Genomic DNA, 21,701 nt, shown 5'->3' with positions numbered 1-21,701 from the left:
AGGCCGGGTCCTGTCAGTGTGTAGGCCGGCGAACCCGAAGGTCCCGTGCCTTTGCGACCCCGCCTTTCGACGGGTGTGCCTGTATGAGACCGCAATATTTGAAGCGTTTTCACACAGGGCCAGCCTAGCCTCCGCGTTCGGGGGGCCTGGCCGGAAGGAGCACCCATCCGTGTCGGGTAAACTCGAATGTCGGATTTGAGGGGTGTTTCGGTGGTCGACCTGGAGCTTGAACGGGAACAGAACTACGTGGCAACGCTGTACGCGCGTCTGGACGCGCTGCAACGGGAGGCCGAGGACCAGCTGACGGCGGTGCGGTTGCTCGACGTCGGCGGAAATCATCAGACCCGCTCCGAGCGGGACACCTTTGCGCGCCTCTACGAGGACCGGATCGTGCAGTTGCGGGAGATCGACGACCGGCTGGCGTTCGGCCGGCTCGAACTGGCCGCGGACGACGCGAGCGGCGACTCCGTGTTCCGCTACATCGGCAGGGTCGGGCTGCGCGACGAAGACTTGCAGCCGATGCTGCTCGACTGGCGGGTGCCGCAGGCGAGCGCGTTCTACCAGGCGACGGCCGCGACCCCGCTGGGAGCCAGGGCCAGGCGCCACCTGCAGTCCAGGGGGCGGACCATCATCCGGATCGAGGACGAGATCCTCGACGCCGAACGCCTCGGCGGAGAACCCTCAGAACATCAGGGGGAGGGAGCGTTGCTCTCCGCGCTGACCGCCCAGCGCACCGGGCACATGCCCGACATCGTCGCGACCATCCAGGCGGAACAGGACCGGATCATCCGCTCTGACCTCGCCGGAGTGCTCGTCGTCCAGGGCGGGCCGGGCACGGGGAAGACCGCCGTCGCGCTGCACCGTGCGGCGTACCTGCTCTACACGCATCGCGATCGCCTGAAGCACAACGGGGTGCTCATCGTGGGGCCGTCCCGCTCGTTCCTGCAGTACATCGAGGCGGTGCTGCCGTCGCTCGGCGAGACCGGGGTGGTTCTCTCAAGCGTTGGACAGCTGTACCCGGGCGTCGAGGCGACCCGCGAGGACGTCCCCGCCGTCGCGGCGCTCAAGGGCCAGGCTTTCATGGCCGCGCTCATCGCCCATGCGGTGCGCTCCCGGCAGCGGATCCCGGTGGGGACCCGTCAGCTCGAGGTCAACGGCGACAAGATCACCCTGGCCCCGCAGCTCGTGGCGAACGCGATCGCCAAGGCGCGCGAGGGCGGCAAGCCGCACAACCTCGCGAGGGTCACCTTCGTGAAGACCGCGATCGGCGCGCTCGCGCGCGACTGGCTGCGCCAGCTGCAGCAGGGCGGCGCCTCGATGGACGAGTCCGACCTGCCGATGCTGCGCGAAGACCTGCGGCTCGCCCAGGACGTGCGCGTCGCGCTCAACACCGCGTGGCTGCCGCTCACCCCCGAGAAGCTCGTGCAGGATCTCTACGCACGCCCGCAATGGCTCGCCGAGCTCACCCCGGGCTGGAGTGCGGAGCAGAGGGCGCTCCTGCACCGGGCCAGGGACGCCGAGTTCACGATCGCCGATATCCCGCTGCTCGATGAGGCGGCCGAGCACCTCGGCGAGTACAACGTCGTCGACGCCGCCCAGAAGCGCGAGCAGAAGGAACAGCGCAAACGCGACATCGAGAATGCCGAACTCGCAATCGCGAACATGGACGTGAAGGGTCTCGTCAACGCGCGCGCCCTGGCAGACAACTTCGCCGAGCTCGGCGACCGGGCCACGACCGCCGAGCGTGCGGCCGTCGACCGCACCTGGACATACGGCCACGTCGTCGTCGACGAGGCGCAGGAACTCTCGCCGATGCAGTGGCGGCTGCTGCTGCGCCGGGGGCCGCGCCGGTCGTTCACGGTCGTCGGCGATATCGCGCAGGCCGCATCCGCCTCGGCATCGGGCAGCTGGAAGGAGGCCCTCGCGCCCATCCTCGACGCCTCCCTCGAGGCCGGGCGCTGGCGCCTCGAGGAACTGACCGTGAACTATCGCACACCCCGCCAGATCGCGACCGCGGCCGAGGAGATGGCGATCGCGCACGGGCTGCCGGTGACGCCCTCGCGGGCGGTTCGCGCGAGTGAGTGGCCGATAACCGTCGAAGCGGATGTCGCGGCAGCGGTTCACCGCGAGCGCGCGCTGCGTGCGGGCGGCACCCTCGCCGTGATCGCTGCCGATGCGGCGCTTGAAGCCGTCGGGGCGGAGCTCTCGGCGGAGTTCGGGGACAAGGTCGGTCTCGGCGCCCTCGGGCTCGGCAGGGAGATCGCACTCGTCGGGCCTCGCGACGCGAAGGGCCTCGAGTTCGACGCCGTGATCGTCGTGGATCCCGCAGGCATCGTGGCCGCCTCGGAGCGCGGGGCCGGATCGCTGTACGTCGCCATGACCCGCGCGACGCAACGCCTCTACCTCGTCGCCGACCTGAACTCCGCGCTGCCCGCCGGCCTCACCCGCTGACCCCCAACGCGCTGACGGCGCTGAGGTGTCGCAGATCGACGTTCCCGGGCCTCGGGAACGTCGATCTGCGACACTTCAGATGGAGAACGGGGTCAGGGGCTGGGAGCCTCGAAGTAGAGGTGGGCGTGCGCCCGGCATCCGTCGTTGAAGGGCGCCGCGCAGTGCGGGCAGCGTGTCGCGGCACGGTAGTCGGTGATGCTCAGGGTGCGGAGGCAGGCTCCGCAGAGGATCGCCTGCTCCGCCCAGAGCTCGACCGGCCACTGCCGCGCGGCATGATCGGCCGCGGCGGCGTGGCAGAGGTGGCAGGGGTAGAACCGGCGGCAGCAGTAGAACCGGATCGCGACGACATCCGCCGCCGTGTTGTAGTGAACGCACCGCGTCTCGTCGTCGACGGTCTCGCCGAACACCTCGAGGTCGGTCGTGCCCAGCTGTTTTCGGCCCGGTGGCTGCACCAGCGGCCGCCTACTTCTTGGCGGCTGCGGTGACCTGGTCCTGGACGAAGGTGGAGAACACCGTCGCGTCGGTCAGGGAGCCGGTGTAGGCGACGCCGTTGACGAGCACGGTCGGGGTTCCGGCGACCTTGGTGAGGGTCGTCGAGTTGGGCAGCGGGCCGGCGAGGGCGCGCTTGGTCGCATTGCCGACCCAGGACTTGAAGGCACCGTCAGTGATGCACTTCGTGATGCCGGCGTCCGTGGCTCCCGCGGTCGTGACCAGGCTCACAAGTTCCTGATCCGTCAGGCCGGCGGTGCTCTCAGCGGGTTGCTGGGCGAACAGGGCGGCGTTGACGGCCGGGAATGCGGCGGGCTGGTAGTTGGCCACGCACACGGCGGCGTTCGCTGCCCGGGTCGAGTACTTCGTCCCGGCCGAGTTGGCGTCGAGGATGGAGATCGGGTGGTACTCGAGCGTCGCGTTGCCCGCGCTGACCCAGGAGTTGATCGCGGTGCCGTTGGTGGTCTCGAACTGGCCGCAATAGGGGCACAGGTAATCGGCGTAGACGACGATGTTCGCAGTGCTCGTGAGCTTGGTCTGGTCGGTCGCGACCGGCGTGGCGTCCGCGGCGAGGGCGGCCGTCGGGACGGCGGTGATGGTCGTTCCGTCGCCGGTGAGCAGGACCCCATCGCTGGCCATGTTCAGCGGGCCGGCGGCCGCGGGGCCGTTGCTGTTCACGATGACGAGGGCGACGACGACGGCGATCGCAACCAGTCCGGCACCGATGCCGCCTCGCAGGAACAGCTTGTTTCGCTTGTCCTTCTTCTGCTGGGCTTCACGCATCAAGCGGGCGCTCTCCCGTGCCGCATCGCGGCGGTCCTTCTTCGGGGGCGTGCCTTTGCCGGGGAGGTTGCTGTTCATAGACCCTGTACACCGTTTCGTCGCGAGTGACTTATCGAATCTAGGTTAGGCCGTCCACCTCCACGCCCCGTGCCATCGGGCTGGGAGCCAGCTGTGAGGAGGGTTAGAACCAGGTGCTGAGGTGCGGCGGCTGCCCTGAGCGGAATGCGGCGTCGACCTGCGTCGCGGCATCCTCCGTGTGCTCGGTGACCCTGCCGGCGCGGCTCAGCACGACGGCGCTCGGGCCGCCCAGGTACAGGGCGGAGAGGGCGGCGACCGAGAGGCTGAGGTGGGCCGCTCCCGCCGGGGTGGCCTCGCCCGCGGCGAGCGGATGCGCCGAGCCGGCACCGTCTGGAGAGACAGTGAGCAGGAACTCGCCCCCTGCGATGCCGAGGTCGTCGGAGACATCGAGGAGGAAGACGCCGGGTGCGGCGTATCGGCGGTGCTCGAGTGCGGCAGGCACGTCGAGGAGGCGCAGCCAGAGGTGGTCGCGTTCGGCGGAGGCGCGCACGGCCCGCGGGTTCTCGAGCTGCCAGACGAGGGGCTCCGCGGTACTCCGGAGCGGGGCGGAGACCTCTCCGATGAGGTCGAGGTCGAGCAGGAAGCGCCAGAGTGCTGTGTATGCCGCGTCGGTCGCCGCGACCAGGTCGACGACGTCGAGCCGACCAGGGTAGGCGTCGCCCTCGAGCGTGACGCTGTAGACCGCGAATCCCTTCGGTCGGCCGGTCGGGTCGTCGAAGCGCACCGTCTGCCGCGTCGGGGTGGCGGCGGTCGTCGGGGTCGGGGCTGCCGCCTCGGACGGCTCGGCCAACGCGGGGGTCGTGAGTCCGAGGATCTGGTCCCAGAGGCTGTCGCGACGGTCGACGTCACCGGCGCCGCGCCTTCTGGCGGCTTCGAAGATCGCCGGGGCGTCGTGGCGCAGTGATTCGGGGGAGACGAAGTGCAGCCGCCCCATGTCCGTCGGGGCTGCCGGGGCCGGCCGGGCGTCGCCGGTGGTGATGGTGATGCTTGCCTGGTGCGCGGCCGGCCCGAACCCGTATCGCGCGTAGATAGTGGCCTCCGACACGGTGAGCATGGCGAGTGGCAGGCCGAGCCCGTGCGCGGTGCGGAGCTCGGCGGTGAGCAGGGCGCGGGCGAGGCCTCTGCGGCGGTGCGTCGGCGAGACGGTGACCGAGCTGATCGCCCAGGCGGGCAGCGTGCCGCCGCCGGGGACGCTCAGGCCCATCGGCCAGGACCGCACCGTCGCGACCGGGGTGAGCGGATCGGCAGCGGTCGCGTCGAGGACGGCCGTCACGCGATCCCCTGCGGTGTTCGCCAGGCGGCGGACAAGTTCGTTGTCGTCGGGCGCGCCCTCGTGGAAGCCGCGCGCTGTCGCGCGGTGCCAGTGTCGCCGGGCCTCGGTGTCTGCGGCGTCGATCAGGCGCAGTTCGAGGCCGCCGATCGCGAGCACGGCCGCCGATTCCTCGTCGATGGGCGTGCGTGCGAAGTCGGGTGCCGTGTAGTCGTTCACGGCCCTACTGTACTGGCCGGGGACCGGCCGGAGTCAGCTCGCGACGGTCGCGGCTGGCGTCCCGGGCCCGGGGACCGGAGGGACGAGCGCTCGTGCGACGGCCGCGCGGCCGATGGCGGCGAGGGACTCCGGCCCCGCCTCGGAGCCGATCTCGCCGCGTGGCACGGTCGCGAAGCCGAGGGAACGCTCGCCGAGTACGATCACCCGGCCGCCGCCGGCCTCGAAGGAGCGCAGCTCGTCCGTGAGCGGAGTGCCGTCCGTGTCATCGGGGGACGGCGGTCCGGCGAGGATCAGGATCCGGGGGCGCTGCCCGCGCAGGGATCGGACGAGTGCGAGTTCACGGTCGGGATCGCCGGCCGTGACGGTCACCGTGACGGTGAGTCCGGCATCCGCTGCCGCGTCGATCACGCCGGATGCCAGGAATGCGTCGCGCGGGTCCGCGATGTCGGTGACGACAAGGGCGACCGTCCGGGTGCTTCCCGTGGCAACGGCCTGCGCCGAGAGGTTGGGAGTGTAGCCGAGCTGGGCGGCGGCCGTGAAGACCCGGTCGCGGTAGTCCCCGTTGACGGTGCGGGTGCTGCCGTTCAGGGCGCGCGACGCGGTGGCGAGGGACACGCCAGCCGCGGTGGCCACGTCGAGCAGGGTGGGTAGCCTGGATGACGGACTCATCGGTCCATCCCCTTCCTGGGGACTGGCGGGCCGGTTCGCGGTTCGGGTCGCGGTTCGGCAGGTGCTTGTCATTGTGGCACGCCGGGCGCGGGGAAGGCGTGTGCGGGCCTGAGACTCTCCTGCGGAACCGGGAATTCCCCCCCGGTTGCGGGGCGACCGGGGGGAATTCTGCCTGCCGGCAGTGGCTGCCGGGCGTTCGGAACCTAGTTCAGCGCGAGTGCCGACCACGAGACCGGCGGCAGGATGACGGTGAGGACCCCTTCGGTGAGCAGCACGCCGTCGAGGGGCTTCAGGCCGACCCGATTCTGGTCGGCGAGTGTGTTCCTGGCGTAGACATCCGCATCGTGCAGGGTGACCGCTTCGGTGAGGAGCGTCGCGTCGAGGCCGGAGACGTCGATCGACACCTCGATCGACTCCGTCTGGCTGCGGTTCACGAGGAAGACGGCGGATGCGCCCGTCTCGGCATCGAAGGTCGCGACGGCGTCGACGAGGGGCGCTGCACCGTAGAGGGCCGTGTCATAGGTCCCGGCATCGATCCGGGGCTTCAGCACGACGCCGCGGGCGAGCCTCGAGGTCACCGAGAACGGGAAGAACGTGGTCTGGCGCCAGCTCGCCCCGCCCGGCTCGGTCATGATCGGCGCGATGACGTTGACGAGCTGCGCGAGAGAAGCGGATCCGACCCTGTCGTGGTTCTGCAGGAGCGTGATCAGCAGGTTGCCGAGCACGACGGCGTCGGCGACGGAGTAGACGTCCTCGAGCTGCCGCGGCGCGTGGCGCCACTCCTCGTTGACCTCCTCCGAGGCCTGGTGCTCGTCGAGGTACCAGATGTTCCACTCGTCGAAGGAGAGCTGGATGGTCTTCTCGCTGCGGAGCTTGTACTTGACGTGGTCCGCCGTGGCCTTCACCGTCTCGATGAAATAGGTCATCTCGAGGGAGGACGCGAGGTACGAAGCGAGGTCTCCCTTGCGCTCCTGGTAATAGGCGTGGCAGGAGACGTAGTCGACGTACTCGTAGCTGTGCTCGAGCACGACCCGCTCCCACTCCCCGAAGGTCGGCATCGCAGAACCGGAGGAGCCGCAGACGACGAGCTCGAGGCTCTTGTCCGCGGTCTTCATGGCGGATGCGGTGCGAGCCGCGATCTTCCCGTAGTCGTCGGCAGACATATGGCCGATCTGCCAGGGTCCGTCCATCTCGTTGCCGAGGCACCACATCCGGATGTCGTACGGCTCGACCGCGCCGTTCCGGATTCGCTGCTCGCTGAGCGCGGTCCCGTCGGGCTGGTTGGCGTATTCGAGAAGGTCGAGGGCGGCGTCGATGCCGCGGGTGCCGAGGTTGACGGCCATCATCAGCTCGGAGTCCGTCAGGGCGCACCAGCGGGCGAACTCCTCGAGGCCGACCTGGTTGCTCTCGAGCGAGTGCCAGGCGAGGTCTCGGCGCACCGGTCGGTCCGCGCGCGGTCCGACGCCGTCCTCCCACTTGTACCCGGAGACGAAGTTGCCGCCGGGGTAGCGGATGGTCGTCGAGCCGAGCTCCTTGACGAGGTCGACGACGTCGAGCCGGAACCCGTCGGCGTTGGCGGTCGGGTGGCCGGGTTCATAGATGCCGTCATACACGCACCGGCCGAGATGTTCGACGAAGGAACCGAAGATCCGGCGGTTGATGGGTGCCACGACGGCTGAGCGGTCGATGACGATTGTTGCCTGTGTCACGCGAGGAAAGTCCTTTGGAATCGAGATGAGTGGAAGAGGTGCGGATGCTTACTTGACGCTGCCGAGGGAGAGCCCGCCCTGCCAGTACTTCTGCAGCGTGAGGAAGGCGATGATGAGCGGGATCACGGAGACCAGTGCTCCGACGATGACGATGGTCCAGAGCGACTGCCCGCCGGTGTTGACGCCGGCCTGGGTCTGCAGGGCGCCGAGCCCGACGGTGACGGGGAACAGGTTCGGGTTGGAGAACATCACGAGCGGCAGGAAGTAGTTGTTCCAGGTGCCGACGACGCTGAGCAGCAGCACGGTGACGAGGGCCGGGCGGAGCAGGGGGAGTGCGACGCGGAAGAAGATCCGCAACTCGCCGGCCCCGTCCATCCTTGCGGCGTCGATCATCTCGTCCGGGATCGCATCCTGGGTGTAGACCCGCATCAGGTAAACGCCGAAGGGATTGAGCATGGACGGCAGGATCACCGCCCACATCGTGTTCGTCAGGTGGGTCGCGCTGAACATCACGAACATCGGGATGACGAGGGCCGTCGCGGGGACCATGACCGAACCGAGCACCAGGGCGAAGAACGGGGTGCGCCCGGCGAAGCGGTACTGCGCGAAGCCGTAGCCGGCGAGCACCGAGATGACGGTCGCGCCGATGCCGCCGGTGAGGGCGTAGAGGAACGAGTTGCCGAGCCAGTGCCAGTACAGTCCGTTCGAGTACGTGAACAACAGCTGGATGTTGTCGATCAGGTTGAACTTCCCGAACCAGAGCGGGCTCGTGTCGCCGCTGAAGAGCGTCGCCTGGTCCTTGGTGCTCGCGACGATGAGCCACCAGAACGGAAGCGCGAAATAGAGGATGAGGCCGACGAGGACGAGGTGCGGCAGGACGCGACGCCCGCCGGCCCGGCTGGCCTCGCGGGAGGCATGGGACCGCCGCTTCTCCGGTCGCGGTGAGGTGGTCGAAACGAGCACGGTCATGAGTTCAGTCCGCTCTTTTTACGCGTGAAGTGCAGGAATATATAGGAGCCCACGAAGACGACGAGCCCGAGGGCGAATGAGATCGCCGAGGCGTAGTTGAATTGCGAATAGGAGAACGCGAGCGTGTATGCGTAGATGTTCGGCGTGTACGAGGCGGTGATCGATCCCGACGCCATGCTCCGCAGGATCTGGGGCTCCGTGAAGAACTGCAGGGTTCCGATCAGGGCGAAGACCAGGATCAGGACGAGCGAGGACGAGATCATCGGGATCTTGATCCGGAGCGCGGTCTGCCAGGCGTTGGCGCCGTCGATCTTGGCCGCCTCATAGATCGAGGTGTCGATGCCCTGGAGCGCCGCGTAGATGATGATCATGTAGTAGCCGGCCCACTGCCAGGTCACGACATTCACGAGGCTGCCGAAGATGTTGTCCGGCGACAACAACTGCGGTGCGTTGAGGCCGAACCAGCCGGCGACCTCCGCGGCGGGGCCGAAGCTCGGGCTGTAGAGGAAGCCCCACATCAGGGCGCCGATCACGGCGGGAACCGCGTAGGGAACGAAGATCATCAGCCGGGAGAACTTGGAGAACCGGCTCGTGATCGAGTCGAGCAGCAGGGCAGCGCCGAGCGAGACGAGCATCTGGATCGGGATCAGGATGATCGAAAACCGCACGACGAGCCAGACGCCCTCGAGGAAGAGAGGATCGGTGAAGGCCTTGGCGTAGTTGTCGAGGCCGACCCAGTGCGTGCCCGTTGCCACGGTCTTGTTCTGCAGGCTGAGGATGAAGGCGTAGACGAGGGGCGTGAGGAGGAAGAGCACCAGGAAGACGGCGAAGGGGGCCACGAAGAGCCACCCCCAGCGTGCACGCCGGGCGCTGACGCCCGATCCGAGCCGGCCGGGTTTTTTCAGGAAAGCACGGTCCGGGGTGACGGAGCGTCTCTCGATGGTTGAGGACAACATTGTTCCTTTCCAGGGGCCGGGTGGTCGGCCGGTGCGTGAGCCCGGCCGACCACCGTGGGTCCGGGTTATTTGACCGTGTACCCCTGTGAGGTCGCGTACTCCGTGACGGCCTTCTGGTACGTCGCGAGGGCATCCGCCGGCGTGGCGGCACCGCTCGAGACCGAGTTGACGGCCTCGGTGAGCTTGTCGTACGCGAGGTTCTGGAACGGGCTGACCTGGAAGCCGCTGTAGTCGTTCGCGGCGGCGAGGAAGACGTCCTTGTTGATCTGCTGGCCGCCGAAGAAGTCGTAGGCGCGATCGGTGAAGTACGAGGAGGTCAGGATCGGCTTCCAGAGCGGGAAGAGTGCGGCCTTTTCAATGCCGAGCTTCCAGGCCTCTTCGGTTCCGAAGATGTCCTTCGCGACGGTCGCGGCGGCATCCTTGTCCTTGGCCTGGCTCGTCACCGAGAAGGCCGATCCGCCGATGTTGACCTGCTTGGGCGTTTCGCCTGCCCACTGCGGGATCGGGGCAGCCTGCCAGACGGCACCGCTCTCGGCGCCGGTGAACCCGGCGAGGTAGCCGGGCAGCCAGGCCGCCGCGATCGTCGAAGCGTATGTGCCGTCGACGAGGTGCGTGTTGTAGTCGGTCGTCGACGCGTCCTCTGTGCCGACGAGGCCCTTGGAGACCAGGTCCTGCCAGTAGGTGAGGACCTTGAGGCTCGCGGCGTCGTTCAGGTCGACCGTGACGTTCGTTCCGTCGACGGTATAGGGAATCGAGCCCGCCTGCGCGAAGAGCGCCTGCTGGTATGCCCGGCCATTGCCGGCGAAGTCGGTGATCATCGAGGTCGATCCGGCATCCTTGAGGGCCTGCGCGGCGGCCGCGTATTCTTCCCAGGTCGTCGGAACCGCGATGCCGTACTTGTCGAAGATGTCCTTGCGATAGAGCATGCCGACCGGTCCGCCGTCGACGGGGATGGCGTAGACGCCTGCCCCGCTGGACTCGTCGGCCCAGGCGCCCTCGGAGTAGTTCTGCTTGATGTCGGCCGTGTAACTCGTCAGGTCGGCGAGGGCGTCCCGCGGGATGTAGCTCTGCACGACCTCGGTCTCGAGCATGATGACATCGGGAGCACCCGAGCCGGCCTCGATGGCCGTCGAGAACTTGGTGTACTCGTCATTGCCCGCACCGACGTTGGTCCAGCAGACCTGCACCTTGTCATGCGTGTTGTTGAACAGGTCGACGACCGATTCGAATTCGGGATACCACGCCCAGACGTTGACCACGGTTGCGGCCGAGTTGACGATCTTGTTTTGACAGCTTGCTTCGGCCGCCCCGGTTGAGCAGCCGCTGAGCGTTGCGGCGAGCATGATGGCGACGCCCCCCGTTGCCAGAATCTTTTTCACTTGTGTTGGTCCATTCCCGGTGTGCAGACACCCTTGTCTCGGTATTGGCGACGGGATCCGCTGAGCCGATCGCATCGTTTACATCGTTGTAAGTAAACGATGTAACTAGATTCTGTCGAGGCGGACATCGATTTGTCAAGCGGTCTGACCCAGATCGTCACAGGCTGCCGTGATCAGGCCGGATCCCGCCCACCGCCTGCCATACAACGTTGTACTATGCGAGGAGACGAACGCTGCTGCGAACGTCGCCCGAATCGGAAGGGGCTCCATGGCGGCAACACTGCACGATGTGGCACAAATCGCCGGAGTCTCGATCAAGACCGTCTCCAACGTGATCAACGATCACCCCCACATCCGCCCCGCCACCAAACAGCGGGTGCTCGAGGCCATCGCCGAGCTCGACTACCACCCCAATCTCTCGGCACGCAGCCTGCGTTCCGGACGGACGGGCATGATCGGCCTCGCCCTCCCCGAGTTGTCCCTGAGCTACTTCGCCGAGCTCGCGGATGCCGTGATCCGCTCGGCGGAGCGCCATGGCGTCACCGTCCTGATCGAACAGACCGGGGGAGACCGGGACCGGGAGATCGGCCTGCTCTCGAGCCCCCGGCGCCAGCTCACCGACGGCCTGATCTTCAGCCCTCTCGGCATGGGCAACGACGACGCGGACTTCCTGCGGGTCGGCTACCCGCTCGTGCTGCTCGGGGAGCGGATCTTCAACGGGCCGACCGACCACGTCACGATGCGCAACGTCGATGCCGCGAGGGCGGCGACCGAACACCTGATCCGGCGGGGACGGCGCCGGATCGCGGTGGTCGGTGCGCACGAGGGCGAAGTGATCGGCTCGGCCGGCCTGCGCCTGCGCGGGTACCGGGAGGCCCTCGAGGCCGCCGGAATTCCCTTCGACCCCGCCCTGATCGGGTTCACGACCCTGTGGCACCGCTCGAACGGCGCCACAGCGACGCGGGAGCTGCTCGCCTCCGGCGTGGAGTTCGACGCCGTGTTCGGACTCAACGACACCCTGGCCCTCGGCGCCATGCGCGTGCTCCAGCAGGCTGGGCTGCGCATCCCGGAGGACGTGGCGCTGATGGGCTTCGACGATCTCGACGAGACCCGGTACAGCCTTCCGACGCTCTCGACGGTCGATCCCGGGAGGGCAGAGATCGCCGAGACCGCCGTGCGGGTGCTGCTCGAACGGATCAATGCCACCGCCCCGGAGGCGCCGAGAGAGTTCCTGGCCGACTTCCGGGTGATCGAGCGTGAGTCCTCGGAATCGCGCGAACCGGTGACCGTGCCCGGGGCATCCGAAGAGCGAGGACAGGAATCATGACGAGCGAGACCACGACGGCGGGACCCAACCCTGCGCCGAGCGGCGAGCAGTACGAGATCGCGGGACACGGCTACCGCGCGGTCGTGACCGAGATCGGCGCGTGCCTGCGCCTGCTGCAGTACGAGGGGCGCGACCTGGTCGTGAGCTTTGACCGGGACGAGGCCATGGTCGGCTTCCGGGGCGCTCTCGCGGCACCCTGGCCCAACCGGATCGCGGACGGTCGCTACCCGGTAGACGGAGTGGCCGTGCACGTGCCGGTCAACGAGCCGTCGCGGGACTGCGCGCTGCACGGGCTCGTGTTCGACCGGGCCTGGCGGCTGCTCGCGCAGGCTCCCGGCGAGGTCGTGCTCGGACTCAGGCTGCCCGCCGGTCCCGGCTATCCCTTCCAGCTCGACTTCACGGCCCGGTACGCGCTCGCCGCGGATGGACTGACGACCACGATCGAAGTGTGCAACTCCGGAGCGGGCACGGCGCCGTATGGCGTGTGCCCGCATCCGTACCTGCGCGCGGGGGATTCCCCGCTGGACAGCTGGACGCTCAAGCTTCCGGCCGACCGGTTCCTCGAGGTCACACCGGACCGGCTGCTGCCGGTCGGAGTCGTCGACGTCGCGGCCGGCGACGGTGCCTTCGACTTCCGGGAGCCCCGGGTGCTGGGTGCGACGGAGATCGATCACGCGTTCACGGGCATCATCCAGGACTCCGGCGGGCGCGCGACACTCGAACTGCGGGAGGCCGACGGACGCGGTGTGGCCATGAGCTTCGGGCCGGAATGCCCGTGGCTGCAAGTGCACACCGCGGACCTGCCGCTCCCAGGGGTCACCCGGCTCGGCCTCGCGGTGGAGCCGATGACGTGCCCTCCTGACGCGTTCAACTCCGGCATCGACCTCGTTCGTCTGGCGCCAGGAGACACCCACGAGGCGAGCTGGCGGATCAGCGCGCTCTGACCCGGCAGGCGGGGTGGGTCGGAGCAGGTGGGTCAGACGCGGTGGGCGGCGTACTGCGAGCGGATCACGGGGCGGAAGTCGATCGCCGGCTCCGCCGCGAGCGAGATGCGCCACTCCGGTCGCGCTCCCGTCAGCGCCCACGCCGCCTGCACGGCTGCGCCGTCGGCGACATACTCGCCAGGGGCCGGAACGACGACGGGGTTGTCGAAGAGCTGCGCCGCGATGCCGCGGACGGCCGGGTTCTGCGCCGCGCCGCCGATCAGGAGCACCCGGGAGACGACGACACCCTGGCCGCGCACGGCCTCGAGGCCGTCGGCGAGCCCGCAGAGCAGGCCTTCGATCGCCGCGCGGGCGAGGTTCGGCCGGGTGGTCGAGGCGAGGGTGAGCCCGAAGAGGGTCGCGGTCGCGTTGGGCAGGTTCGGGGTGCGCTCGCCTTCGAAATAGGGCTGGAGCACGAGGCCGTTCGCGCCGGCCTCCGCCTCGAGGGCGAGTCGGCCGAGCTCGTCGTGGTCCACGCCGAGGAGTCCGCGCACCGCGTCGAGCACGCGCGCGGCGTTGAGCGTCGCGACGAGCGGAAGGAAGAGCCCGCTCGCGTCGGCGAACCCCGCGACCGTGCCCGTGGCATCCGTTGCCGGGGTCGCGGTCACCGCGAAGACGGTGCCGCTCGTGCCGATCGATACGATGACGTCGCCGTCGCCCGCTCCGAGGCCGAGGGCGGCGCCCGCGTTGTCGCCGGCGCCGACGCCGACGACGATGCCGGCGGGTACCCAATTCGACGGGGATTCCAGGTCGGTGAACGATGCACTGGTCGTCTCAGGTGTCGAATCGGCACGATCTCCGTCGAATTCGTCAGGGGAGGCGAGGCTGAGTGCGACCGTCTCTCCGGCGATCTCACCCGGGCCGAGCACGCGCGGCAGCACGGCCGCGTGCCCGAGGGCGCGCTCGAAGAGGTCGAGGTCGTACTCGCCCGTGATCGGCGACCAGTAGCCGGTGCCGCTCACATCGGAGCGGTCCGTGGTCAGCGCCGTCAGGTCGGGGCCGAGAGGGCTCTCGTCGGCCGGGCCGAAGCCGCGCAGCCGCCAGGTGAGCCAGTCATGGGGGAGCGCGACCGCGGCGACGCGCGCGGCGTTGCCCGGTTCGGCGTCGCGCAGCCAGCGCAGCTTCGTCGCTGTGAACGACGCGACCGGCACGAGGCCGGTGCGCTGGGCGTATTCGGCGGCGCCGACCTCGTCGATCAGCTCTGCGGCTGCGGGGGCGCTACGGGTGTCGTTCCAGAGCAGGGCCGGGCGGATGACGCGGCCGTCGATGTCGAGGACGACCATGCCGTGCTGCTGGGCCGCGATCGAGATCGCTGCGACATCGCCCAGTCCGCCGGCGTCGGCGACGGCGGCCTGCAGGGCCTCCCACCACTTCTGTGGGTCGACCTCGGTCCCCTCCGGATGCACGGCGCGACCGCTGCGAACGAGCGCACCGGTTTCCGTGTCACGAACGACGACCTTGCAACTTTGGGTCGAGGAATCGACTCCGGCAACCAGTGACATGACTACATTCTCCGCTTCGAGAGGGGGTGGGGTGCGAGTGAGGACGTGCGGGCGCGGCGTGCGCGAACGCGCCCCGGCCGGTTTGTCCCGCCCCCCCAGATGAGCGTGACACGCCGGCCGGGGCGCGCAGGTGATGCTGTGCTAGTTGCGGGCGCCGAGCAGGTGCTCGAGGGCCAGCTGCTGCAGGCGAACGAAGCCGAAGCCCTTGCCGCCGAAGTACGCGTCGGTGTCGAAGTCTTCGTAGGAGGCGCGGTCGGCGAGCAGGTCGTCGTAGGTCTCGCCTTCGCCGAGGGTCGGCAGCGCGAGGTCGGGCACCTTGGCCGCGGCGAGCATCTGCTGCACCTCGGGGTCGGCGCGGAAGGACGCGGCGCGTTCCTTGAGCAGCAGGTACGTCTGGATGTTGGCCCTGGCGGAGTCCCAGACGCCCGTGATGTCCTCGGTGCGGCTCGGCTTGTAGTCGAAGTGGCGAGGGCCCTCGTAGGTCTGGCCACCGTTCGGGCCGCCGTTTTCGAGCAGGTCGACGAGAGCGAAGGCGTTGTGCAGGTCGCCGTGGCCGAAGACGAGGTCCTGGTCGTACTTGATGCCGCGCTGGCCGTTGAGGTCGATGTGGAAGAGCTTGCCCTGGTACAGCGCCTGGGCGATGCCGGCGGCGAAGTTGAGCCCGGCCATCTGCTCGTGGCCGACCTCGGGGTTCACGCCGACCAATTCGGGGCGCTCGAGGGTCGTGATGAACGCCATCGCGTGACCGATCGTCGGCAGCAGGATGTCGCCGCGGGGTTCGTTCGGCTTGGGCTCGATCGCGAAGCGAATGTCGTAGCCCTTGTCGGTGACGTAGTCGCCGAGCAGGTTGACGGCTTCGCGGTAGCGGGAGAGGGCCGAGCGGATGTCCTTGGCCGAGTCGTACTCCGCGCCTTCGCGCCCGCCCCACATTACGAAGGTCTTCGCGCCGAGTTCGGCCGCGAGGTCGAGGTTGCGCAGCACCTTGCGGAGGGCGAAGCGGCGGACGCTGCGGTCGTTCGAGGTGAAGCCGCCGTCCTTGAAGACGGGCTCGCTGAACAGGTTCGTCGTGATCATCGGAATGATCAGGCCGGTGTCTGCACACGCCTGCTTGACGCGGTCGATCTGCGACTGGCGCTTCTCTTCCGTGCAGCCGAACGGGAACAGGTCGTTGTCGTGGAAGGTCAGGCCGTACGCCCCGATTTTCGCCAGGTTCTCCACGGCGTCGACGACGTCGAGCGGCGGACGAGTCGGCCCACCGAAGGGGTCAGCGCCGTTGTAGCCGATGGTCCAGAGGCCAAAGGAGAATTTGTCTGCGGGGGTGGGCGTGATGGCCATGAGGTTCCTTGTCTGTCAGCGACGTTGATGATTTGTTGTATCTATAAACATATTAGGGGAAAAGTGGATGCCGCGCTACCGTCATCCGGCAATCGGTGCGACCGGAACGGGCCGGTCGGGCGGGGCTTCAGCGCGGGGCGACGGTCGCCGCGGCCACGAGGGCGCGGGTGTGGTCGACGGTGCGCAGGGGCCCGGTGAGCCGCAGGTTGAGGGGTGCGGCGACGAGCGCGCTCGAGTGCCCGAGCCGCAGCTCGAGAGCACCGGGTTCGACGATGCGGTCGCCGTCCCTGCCCGTGAACGCGGACAGGTCGGCGTGCACCGTGAACTCGACGCGTGCGCTCGCACCCGCATCCAGCTCGACCCGCGCGTAGCCGATCAGCCGGTTCACCGGGCGCACGACCGAGGCGACCGGGTCGTGCAGGTAGAGCTGCACCACGTCGGCCCCTGCGAGGGCACCCGCGTTCGTGACCGTGAGCGTGACCGTCGTTGCGGCATCCGTGGTCATCGAGGCCGCGCCGATCGCGGCATCGGTCCACTCGAATCGGCTGTAGCCGAGACCGTGGCCGAAGGGGAAGCGTGCGGTCGGGTCGAGGTTGGAGACCTCGTTCAGGCTCCCGAGCGGCGCGGCGAGGTACCCGCCTGGCTGGCCGCCCGCGTGGTTCGGTACGCTCACGGGCAGCCGGCCGGACGGGTTGACCCGGCCGCTGATCACGCCCGCGAGTGCCCCGGCGCCCTCCTCGCCGGGGAAGAACGACTGCAACACGGCCGCTGACCGTTCGGGTGCATCGTGCAGGAAGTAAGGGCGTCCGGCGACGAGCACGGTCACGACGGGGGTTCCGCTCGTGAGGACCGCGTCGAGCAGCCGCCACTGCCGACCGGGCAGTTCGAGCGACTCGGCGTCGCAGCCCTCCCCGCTGGTCCCGCGCCCGAACAGTCCGGGCCGGTCGCCGAGCACGATGATCACGAGGTCGGCGTCGGCTGCGGCACGTGCGGCTGGCGCGATGCCGGTCTCGTCGGTCCCATCGACGGTGACGCCGGGCGAGTATGTCACGGTCGCCAGGGGGTACTCAGTGCGAACTGCTTCGAGCACGGTGCGGATTTCGATTCCGATCGGCACCTCGGGGTGCAGGGTGCCGACGTGGCCGGGGAACGAATAGCAGCCGAGCAGGTTGAGCGCGTCGTCGGCATTGGGGCCGACGACCGCGATCCGCAGCGGTGAGCCGGTGGATGCCGGCGCGAGCGGCAGCAGGCCGTCGTTCGTCAGCAGCACAACCGATTGTTCGGCGATCCGGCGCGCGACGCTCCGGCTCGCGGCGGGATCAAGATCGACCCGCCCGCGCACGGCCTCGACGTCGGCGAGGTCGGTCTCGGTCCAGCCGGCCGGGAGCGGCGACCAGTCGGCGTCGAGCAGGCCGAGGTCGAGCTTCTGCAGCAGCACACGCCGGGCTGCGCGGTCGATGTAGTCGGTCGGGAGCCGGCCGGCCTCGATCTCGGCGAGGAGCGGTTCCGCGAAGGTCTTGACGGTCGGCAGCTCCACGTCGACGCCGGCGCGGAGGGCCTGCACCGCGGCATCCCCCCAGGTCTCGGCGATCGCGTGCAGGGTCTTCAGGAAGGCGATGCCGAAGTAGTCGGCGACGACCGTTCCGGTGAAGCCCCAGGTGTCGCGGAGGAGCCCGGTGAGCAGGGTCGGGTCTGCGGCGGTCGGCACGCCGTCGATGTCGGTGTACGCGTGCATCACGGAGCGGACCCCGCTCTCGCGCACCGCCATTTCGAACGGCGGGACGAGCACGTCGTTGAATTCGCGGCGGCCGATCGAGACGGGGGCGAGGTTGCGGCCGGCCTTCGATGCGGAGTAACCGATGAAGTGTTTGAGGGTCGCGACGATGCCGGCGGACTCGAGACCGCGCACATAGGCGGTCGCGATGGTGCCGACGAGGATCGGGTCCTCTCCGATGGTCTCCTCGACGCGGCCCCAGCGGGCGTCGCGTACGACGTCGAGAACGGGAGCGAGGCCCTGGTGCACGCCGACGGAGCGCATGCTCGCGCCGATCCGGCCCGACATCTCCTGCACGAGACCGGGGTTGAAGGTCGCGCCCCAGGCCAGCGGCACCGGGTATGCGGTCGCGCCCCACGCGGTGAAGCCGGCGAGGCACTCCTCGTGGGCGAGGGCGGGGATGCCGAAGCGGCCGGCCGCGACGATGCGACGCTGGCTGCGCGCGAGGGAGACGACGCCGACGGCGGCGTCGACGGGCCCGGAGCCGAACGGCCGGGTCAGCTGGCCGAGGCCGTGCGGCAGGAGGGCGTCGAGGTCGAGGACGTCCTCCATGTCGTGCTGGTACGGGGCGACGCCGCCGCCGTCGTTGGAGGCGCCGACCCAGACTCCGTAGAGCTGGGCGACCTTCTCGCGCAGGGTCATCGCGGCGAGGAGGGTGTCGACGCGCTCGGCGGGGGAGCGTGCGGTGTCCTGCCAGGCGTGCGGCGCTGCATCCACCGGGGAAGGGGCTGGGGAGAGTGTGTCGGTCATGATTACTTGCCTCCGACGCCCATGAGGCCCTGAACAAGGGCGCGCCGGGCGAATAGGTACACGAAGAGAACCGGGAGCATCGAGAGCAGCACGGCCGCCATCAGCCCCGGAATGTTGACACCGTACTGCGACTGGAAGTCGAACAGTCCGAGGGTGATCACCTTGGTCGAGGCCGACTGGGTCAGGATCAGGGGGAACAGGAAGCCGTTCCAGGCCTGCAGCGCGGAGAAGACGATGATCGTCGAGATGCCGCTCTTGGAGAGGGGAAGCACGAGCTGGAAGAAGCTGCGCATCGGCGTCGCACCGTCCATGGCCATGGCCTCGTAGAGCTCCGGGGTGATGTCGCGCATGCTGCCGGTCAGGATCAGGGTGCAGATCGGCAGGCAGAACGCCGCCGTCGGCAGGATGATGCCGATCAGGCTGTCGTAGAGCCCGGCGACCGAGATCAGGTAGAAGATCGGCACGATGACGGCCTGAGCCGGGATCGCGAGTCCGAGCAGGAAGGTGCGGAAGATCAGCGAGATGCCCCGGCTGCGGCTGCGGACGACCGCGTAGGAGAGCGGTGGGACGACGAGCACGACGATCGCGACGACGCTCACCGTGACGATGACGGTGTTCCACACGTAGGTGAGGAACCCGCCCGTGACGAGGGCGCCGAAGTTGTCGAGGGTGAACGAGCTTGGCAGAGACAACGGGCCGGCGGATGCGTAGCCCTGCTGCGTCTGGATCGTCGCCGTGACCATGACGTAGATCGGGACGAGGACGATCAGGAGCCAGATGATGCTGCCGGCCCCGGCGAAGTAATTCGGTCTGGGCTTCATCAGATGCCTTCCTGGGCGCTGTTCATCTTGTCGTAGCCGGTCGCCCTGACCATGATGAGCGAGATGGCCGTCGCGATGACCACGAGGACGAGCGCGATCGCGCTGCCGACGCCGAAGTCGAAGGACTGGAACGCCTTCCGGTACATGTAGTACGGCGTGATGGTGGTGTCGGTGCCCGGCCCGCCCTTGGTCAGGATGAGCACGGTGTCGAAGGTGGTGAGGCCGCCGACGACCATCAGGATGCCGGAGGTCACGATGGTGTTGCGCAGCTGCGGCAGGGTGATGCTGAAGAACTTGCGCATCGTGCCTGCGCCGTCGATCTCGGCGGCCTGGTAGAGCACGGGCGGGACCGACCGGGCAGCGCCCTGGTAGAGCAGGGTGTGCAGCGGGGTGAACTGCCACGCGCCGACGAAGGTCAGCACGGCGATCGCGCCGGCCTGGCTGCCGAGCAGGTTGCCGTCGCCGCCGAAGATCCCGGCCAGCTGGCCGGGGATGCCGAAGTTCGGGTCGAGCAGGGCCCGCCAGAGCACCGAGACGGCCGCGGAGGAGAGCAGCAGCGGGATGAAGTAGATCGCGGAGAGGACGGCGCGGTTCTTCTGCTGTCCCGCGGCCCAGACGCCGAGCAGGATGCTGAGCGGGGTCTGGATGACGACGCCGAGCAGGGTGAGCAGGGCGCTCAGCCAGAGGCTCTGCATCATGACCTTGTCGCCGAGGAGCTTGTTCCAATTGGAGAGCCCGTTGAACTCGGGAGAGCCGAGGCCGCTCCAGCTCGTGAAGGACATCACCGCGACGCCGATGAGGGGGACGATCGCGAAGAGGGCGAAGAAGATTGTGGCGGGGAGGGCCCAGGCGAAGCCCGGGCGGCCCACGTTGGGGCCGCCCGAGTGCCGTGAGCGCCCGGTGGTTGGACGCTTCATGGTCAGTTACCTAGAGTGCCTGCATCGCGGAGATGAAGCCGGCGACGTCGAGCTTGCCGGTGAAGAACTGCGAGACCGCGGTCTTCATGTCGGCGGATGCCGACTGGGGGTAAGCCTGGTCCCAGGAGAGCTGGAACGCGGGTGCGTCCTTGACCAGGTTGAACTGGAAGGTCGCGTATGCCGGGTCGGCGGCCTGGTCGAGGAACTTCTCGGTCGTGGTCGTCGTGGGGAGGTTGCCGATGCCGAGCTGGGCCTGGACGAACTCGTCGGAGTACATCAGCTTCAGGAAGTCGCGGGCGGTGTCCGGGTAGCGGGTGGCCTTGATGACCGAGTAGTAGTTGTTCGTGTTGCCGACGAGGTCGGCGCCGTCACCCTTGCCATCGGCGATCGACGGGAAGCCGGTGTAGCCGAGGTTGGCTTCGGTCCACGCCTTGTCCGCGGTCTGCTGGGTGGAGTACTCCCACGAGCCCATGAGCTCGAAGGCGGCCTTGCCGGTGCGGAGCAGAGCGGGCGAGCCGCCGTCGACGAAGCTCACGGAGTCGAAGTTGGTGCCGAAGGCGCCCGCGTCGATGAGGGACTTGAGCTTGGTGAGTGCTGCCTTGCCGTCGGCGGAGTCCCAGACGGTGGTGTCGCCGCCGATGGCCTTCGTGAGGAGGTCGGGGCCGGCGACACGGTCGAAGAGGTACTCGAACCACATCAGGGTCGGCCACTGGTCGGCGCCGCCGAGGGCGATCGGGGTGATGCCCTTCGCCGTGAGGACCTTGACGTCGGCGAGCAGGTCGTCCCACGTCTTCGGGGCGGTGATTCCCGCATCCGTCAGGACCTGCTTGTTGTTGAACAGGATGACCGGCTGGGTGCCGCGCATCGGGATGCCGTACGGCACGCCGTCGATCGCGGCGGCGTTGAAGACCGAGGGCAGGAAGCTCGACTCGAGGGCCGGGTCCGACTTGATCATGTCGGTGAGGGGGAGGAGGAGGTTGGCCTTCACGAACGGCTGGATGCTGCCGCCGCCCCAGTTGAAGAAGACGTCGGGCGCCGCGTCGGTGCTGATGATCGTCTGGAGCTTCTGCTGGTAATTGGCGCCGGGGATCCGGTCGAGGATGACCTGGACCTTGGAGGTGGCGTTGAATTTGTCGACCATGGCCTGCTCGACGGTGTTACCCGCGTCTCCGTAGACGGCGACGTGGATGACATTCTCCGGACGGTTGCTGTTGGCTGTGCTGCCTGATGTGCCGGAGCACGCGGAGAGCGTGACTCCCAACGCGATTACTGCGGATGCGGCGACGGCTCGTTTGAGCCACCTGCTCGTGTTCGACATTG

General features: G+C 68.6%; 17 protein-coding genes and 1 riboswitch. Of the genes, 3 read left to right on the top strand and 14 right to left on the bottom strand.

Annotated elements, in window-relative coordinates:
- Positions 1–16: 16 nt before the first annotated feature.
- Positions 17–90: riboswitch (cyclic di-GMP riboswitch) on the bottom strand.
- 96 nt (positions 91–186) lie between these two features.
- Complete coding sequence (locus tag RHM57_RS15015; RefSeq protein WP_322188508.1) at positions 187–2,451, top strand: HelD family protein; 2,265 nt, start codon at positions 187–189, stop codon at positions 2,449–2,451.
- 92 nt (positions 2,452–2,543) lie between these two features.
- Here RHM57_RS15015 and RHM57_RS15010 read toward each other — a convergent pair whose 3' ends face one another.
- The 8 genes from RHM57_RS15010 to RHM57_RS14975 all read right to left on the bottom strand — a co-directional run bounded on the left by RHM57_RS15010 (position 2,544) and on the right by RHM57_RS14975 (position 10,972).
- Positions 2,544–2,903, bottom strand: a complete 360-nt coding sequence (locus RHM57_RS15010) for a CHY zinc finger protein (protein ID WP_322188506.1) — start codon at positions 2,901–2,903, stop codon at positions 2,544–2,546.
- Positions 2,904–2,913: 10 nt separating this feature from the next.
- The gene (locus tag RHM57_RS15005) at positions 2,914–3,801 is read right to left on the bottom strand and encodes a DsbA family protein (protein WP_322188504.1); all 888 of its coding nucleotides are present in this window, start codon (positions 3,799–3,801) and stop codon (positions 2,914–2,916) included.
- Positions 3,802–3,904: 103 nt separating this feature from the next.
- Positions 3,905–5,290 (bottom strand): GNAT family N-acetyltransferase, encoded by a 1,386-nt coding sequence (locus RHM57_RS15000; RefSeq protein WP_134558045.1) that lies wholly within the window; start codon positions 5,288–5,290, stop codon positions 3,905–3,907.
- A 33-nt stretch (positions 5,291–5,323) separates the two neighbouring features.
- The gene (locus RHM57_RS14995) at positions 5,324–5,959 is read right to left on the bottom strand and encodes a LacI family DNA-binding transcriptional regulator (protein WP_134446815.1); all 636 of its coding nucleotides are present in this window, start codon (positions 5,957–5,959) and stop codon (positions 5,324–5,326) included.
- Between the two features lie 203 nt (positions 5,960–6,162).
- Positions 6,163–7,668 (bottom strand): alpha-N-arabinofuranosidase, encoded by a 1,506-nt coding sequence (locus RHM57_RS14990; protein ID WP_134446817.1) that lies wholly within the window; start codon positions 7,666–7,668, stop codon positions 6,163–6,165.
- A gap of 48 nt (positions 7,669–7,716) precedes the next feature.
- Positions 7,717–8,637, bottom strand: a complete 921-nt coding sequence (locus tag RHM57_RS14985; protein ID WP_134446819.1) for a carbohydrate ABC transporter permease — start codon at positions 8,635–8,637, stop codon at positions 7,717–7,719.
- Positions 8,634–9,593, bottom strand: a complete 960-nt coding sequence (locus RHM57_RS14980) for a carbohydrate ABC transporter permease (protein ID WP_134446821.1) — start codon at positions 9,591–9,593, stop codon at positions 8,634–8,636. The genes RHM57_RS14985 and RHM57_RS14980 overlap by 4 nt, the downstream gene beginning before the upstream one ends.
- 65 nt (positions 9,594–9,658) lie before the next feature.
- Positions 9,659–10,972, bottom strand: coding sequence for an ABC transporter substrate-binding protein (locus RHM57_RS14975; protein ID WP_166787286.1), 1,314 nt, complete (start codon positions 10,970–10,972; stop codon positions 9,659–9,661).
- A gap of 268 nt (positions 10,973–11,240) precedes the next feature.
- On the opposite strand from RHM57_RS14975, the gene RHM57_RS14970 reads away from it, so the two are divergent.
- The gene (locus RHM57_RS14970; protein WP_134446825.1) at positions 11,241–12,299 is read left to right on the top strand and encodes a LacI family DNA-binding transcriptional regulator; all 1,059 of its coding nucleotides are present in this window, start codon (positions 11,241–11,243) and stop codon (positions 12,297–12,299) included.
- Entirely contained in the window at positions 12,296–13,243 is a 948-nt protein-coding gene (locus RHM57_RS14965; protein ID WP_322188502.1) for an aldose 1-epimerase family protein, read from the top strand. Before RHM57_RS14970 ends, RHM57_RS14965 begins: the two co-directional genes overlap by 4 nt.
- Before the next feature lie 32 nt (positions 13,244–13,275).
- Here the strand turns inward: RHM57_RS14965 and RHM57_RS14960 are convergent, their stop codons facing one another.
- The 6 genes from RHM57_RS14960 to RHM57_RS14935 form a co-directional block, all read right to left on the bottom strand.
- The gene (locus tag RHM57_RS14960) at positions 13,276–14,784 is read right to left on the bottom strand and encodes a xylulokinase (RefSeq protein WP_134561669.1); all 1,509 of its coding nucleotides are present in this window, start codon (positions 14,782–14,784) and stop codon (positions 13,276–13,278) included.
- Positions 14,785–14,925: 141 nt separating this feature from the next.
- Positions 14,926–16,119, bottom strand: coding sequence for a xylose isomerase (gene xylA, locus RHM57_RS14955; protein WP_134446831.1), 1,194 nt, complete (start codon positions 16,117–16,119; stop codon positions 14,926–14,928).
- 127 nt (positions 16,120–16,246) lie between these two features.
- Positions 16,247–18,643 (bottom strand): beta-glucosidase, encoded by a 2,397-nt coding sequence (locus RHM57_RS14950; protein WP_322188499.1) that lies wholly within the window; start codon positions 18,641–18,643, stop codon positions 16,247–16,249.
- A gap of 2 nt (positions 18,644–18,645) precedes the next feature.
- The gene (locus tag RHM57_RS14945; protein WP_134446835.1) at positions 18,646–19,464 is read right to left on the bottom strand and encodes a carbohydrate ABC transporter permease; all 819 of its coding nucleotides are present in this window, start codon (positions 19,462–19,464) and stop codon (positions 18,646–18,648) included.
- Positions 19,464–20,381, bottom strand: a complete 918-nt coding sequence (locus RHM57_RS14940) for a carbohydrate ABC transporter permease (RefSeq protein WP_134446837.1) — start codon at positions 20,379–20,381, stop codon at positions 19,464–19,466. Before RHM57_RS14940 ends, RHM57_RS14945 begins: the two co-directional genes overlap by 1 nt.
- Before the next feature lie 10 nt (positions 20,382–20,391).
- Entirely contained in the window at positions 20,392–21,699 is a 1,308-nt protein-coding gene (locus RHM57_RS14935; protein WP_134446839.1) for an ABC transporter substrate-binding protein, read from the bottom strand.
- Between the last annotated feature and the right edge of the window lie 2 nt (positions 21,700–21,701).

The sequence above is a fragment of the Cryobacterium sp. 10S3 genome, from assembly GCF_034344045.1.
GTDB lineage: Bacteria > Actinomycetota > Actinomycetes > Actinomycetales > Microbacteriaceae > Cryobacterium > Cryobacterium glucosi.
This window is presented reverse-complemented; position numbering and strand designations above follow the sequence as displayed.

What these genes read in the sequence shown, in the direction of transcription:
- RHM57_RS15015 (WP_322188508.1), top strand. Translation starts at nt 187, where the DNA reads ATGTCGGATTTGAGGGGTGTTTCGGTGGTCGACCTGGAGCTTGAACGG.
- RHM57_RS15005 (WP_322188504.1), bottom strand. Translation starts at nt 3,801, where the DNA reads ATGAACAGCAACCTCCCCGGCAAAGGCACGCCCCCGAAGAAGGACCGC.
- RHM57_RS14995 (WP_134446815.1), bottom strand. Translation starts at nt 5,959, where the DNA reads ATGAGTCCGTCATCCAGGCTACCCACCCTGCTCGACGTGGCCACCGCG.
- RHM57_RS14985 (WP_134446819.1), bottom strand. Translation starts at nt 8,637, where the DNA reads ATGACCGTGCTCGTTTCGACCACCTCACCGCGACCGGAGAAGCGGCGG.
- RHM57_RS14980 (WP_134446821.1), bottom strand. Translation starts at nt 9,593, where the DNA reads ATGTTGTCCTCAACCATCGAGAGACGCTCCGTCACCCCGGACCGTGCT.
- RHM57_RS14970 (WP_134446825.1), top strand. Translation starts at nt 11,241, where the DNA reads ATGGCGGCAACACTGCACGATGTGGCACAAATCGCCGGAGTCTCGATC.
- RHM57_RS14965 (WP_322188502.1), top strand. Translation starts at nt 12,296, where the DNA reads ATGACGAGCGAGACCACGACGGCGGGACCCAACCCTGCGCCGAGCGGC.
- RHM57_RS14960 (WP_134561669.1), bottom strand. Translation starts at nt 14,784, where the DNA reads ATGTCACTGGTTGCCGGAGTCGATTCCTCGACCCAAAGTTGCAAGGTC.
- xylA (WP_134446831.1), bottom strand. Translation starts at nt 16,119, where the DNA reads ATGGCCATCACGCCCACCCCCGCAGACAAATTCTCCTTTGGCCTCTGG.
- RHM57_RS14950 (WP_322188499.1), bottom strand. Translation starts at nt 18,643, where the DNA reads ATGACCGACACACTCTCCCCAGCCCCTTCCCCGGTGGATGCAGCGCCG.
- RHM57_RS14945 (WP_134446835.1), bottom strand. Translation starts at nt 19,464, where the DNA reads ATGAAGCCCAGACCGAATTACTTCGCCGGGGCCGGCAGCATCATCTGG.
- RHM57_RS14940 (WP_134446837.1), bottom strand. Translation starts at nt 20,381, where the DNA reads ATGAAGCGTCCAACCACCGGGCGCTCACGGCACTCGGGCGGCCCCAAC.
- RHM57_RS14935 (WP_134446839.1), bottom strand. Translation starts at nt 21,699, where the DNA reads ATGTCGAACACGAGCAGGTGGCTCAAACGAGCCGTCGCCGCATCCGCA.